Below are 2224 nucleotides of genomic sequence, written 5' to 3'. Positions count from 1 at the left end.
AGCAAAAACCTAAGTCGTTTCGACTTAGGTTTTTTGTGTTTATTTTTATTGCTTGAAATATAAAGGTAAGAATTACCTTTTGTGAAAATATAATCGAGATGTAAAAAGAATGTTTGTAATCTTATATAAAAAGGTTATGTAAAAAGTAGCAATCTAGCCCTTTTTACATAACCTTTTGTGTTTTTAAAGGATTTTACATAAGAAAAAATCTATAATTAAGGTAGTTAACATATATTTTTGATGGGTGTGGGGGATTATGAAAGAAATATGCATGTTATTAGTGGCTGTTATATTATGGGGGACAGCTATTGCACCAACAAAATGGGCTTTAGAATCTATTCAGCCGTTTACTTTGTTGTTTATTCGTCTTTTCTTTGCAGGTGGAATTTGTATGCTATTTTCATTTAAGCAACTACAAAAATCAGTTGTACATAAAAAAGTTCCATGGAAAAGAATGAGTTTACTAGCTTTTACCGGTGTAGCTGGGTACTTTATGTTCACATCCTACGGAATTTCTTTAACAAGTGGATTACATGTTAGTATCATAGATGCTGCATTACCATTAGTTACAATTCTTTTTTCAGCATTCTTTTTGAAAGAGAAAATTCGATTGAATTATTGGGTAGGAATTATATTGGGTGCTATAGGAGTACTCTTTATTACGATTCCATCTAAAAGTGCTGATAAAGAAGTGTCTTTAATAGGAGATATCCTGATATTATTAAGTACTTTTCTATTTGCTTTCTACACGGTTTTGCTAAAACGACCAAAACAAGAACGGTATTTATCAAACGAGGTTTTTACAACATTAACTTTAATTATTGGAGCTGTTATTCTATTACCATTTGCACTGGTAGAAATTCTTTATTACGGTTTACCAAAGATTGAAACTTGGAAAACGGGACTTAGTGTAATATACCTTGTTATTGGAGCAACAATTTTAGCGTATTGGTTTTGGAATAAAGCGCTAGAGAGAGTTTCAGCATCAGTAAGTGGATTATATTTAAATGCATTACCATTAATAAGTATTGTTACTTCAATTATTCTATTAAATGAATCTCTGACATGGAGAGTAATAATGGGAGCGAGTTTAGTTTTAATTGGAGTAGGATGGGCGGATAAGCAAAAGTTATGTAATCTATTAAAAGGTAATAAGGTGAAGAATAGAGACTGTTAAACAGTATGATTTATATAATTGACATGTAAAAAAGATACCTTATATATGAGGTATCTTTTTTATTTAGCAAAGATAATAGACTAAAATTAGTATGGATATTCTTTGCTGTATTTATATGTGTCGAAATCATTTTGAAATATTGTTTGAACAAGTTGTATACATTCAGTATCATAAAAGCTTTCAAAAGTTGGATGACGGGGAAATAAAGGATCGGTAATATCACCTTCGCTAAAATTCCCTTTATAAATCATGGCGGGAGTTTGATGATGCCATGATGTTGAGAACTCATTTATTGGTGCGTTTTTTAATTCGAAAAGCTTTTCTAATTCTTTCATTTCCTGATCGAAGTTTTCTAAGTATATATAATTGGTCACATATTCTTCTTCACCAGCTATATATTGTTGTGTGAAATGTGGGTTAATATCACTTGCGTGAGCCCCTTTCATAAATAGATAGTATAGAAATTGTTTAAATGAGATCCCTTTGGGGGAATTTTCATCTTGATATAAAAACTTTCGGATGGGTTTCCATTCGGGATTTTCCATATAAGGAGGTCCAATTAAGGATACGAAAGAACTGACTGCTCTCCTATAAGGGTTACGAACAAGTTTAAACGTTTCTTTTTGTTTTTCTCGTAACGTTACCCCTAGTCGTACACTATAAGCAGGTGTACTTTTGTATATATCATATTCATAATTATGAATGAAAGGACTATAGCTTAGAGCTGTTTGTAATAAATCAATTTGGTAAAAGAACCATTTAGCAAGAGAAGTGCAACCGCTTTTTTGACTCCAAAATAGAATGATGGGAAACTTCCTATGATAGTGTGGGCTTCTTGAATGGGCGTTTATGGTGTTTAATAAAGAAGGATCGAACAAGTTCTACACTCCTTTCGGTTATTTTACTGATATGTATGAGGAATAAAGAGGGGGTATGAGAGTCTTTTTCATCTTTTTTTAAAAGATGAAAGATTAATATTGACTATTATTATATAGAGGTGTAATATAGGACAAGTCGCCGATGATATTAACGTCGCAAGCGACAAAC

General features: G+C 31.7%; 2 protein-coding genes. One reads left to right on the top strand and one right to left on the bottom strand.

Annotated features, from left to right (window positions below):
* Nucleotides 1-256: 256 nt before the first annotated feature.
* Nucleotides 257-1177, top strand: coding sequence for a DMT family transporter (locus tag JFU02_RS01325; protein ID WP_098285858.1), 921 nt, complete (start codon nt 257-259; stop codon nt 1175-1177).
* A gap of 86 nt (nt 1178-1263) precedes the next feature.
* Here the strand turns inward: JFU02_RS01325 and JFU02_RS01320 are convergent, their stop codons facing one another.
* Nucleotides 1264-2055 carry a sulfotransferase family 2 domain-containing protein gene (locus JFU02_RS01320; protein WP_201069447.1) on the bottom strand — a complete coding sequence of 264 codons (792 nt, stop codon included), beginning with the start codon at nt 2053-2055 and terminating at the stop codon, nt 1264-1266.
* Nucleotides 2056-2224: the final 169 nt, after the last annotated feature.

The organism is Bacillus sp. TH13, from assembly GCF_016651175.1.
Lineage (GTDB): Bacteria > Bacillota > Bacilli > Bacillales > Bacillaceae_G > Bacillus_A > Bacillus_A thuringiensis_S.
The sequence above is the reverse complement of the archived record's forward strand: the minus strand, read 5'-3'. Positions and strand labels throughout refer to the sequence as shown.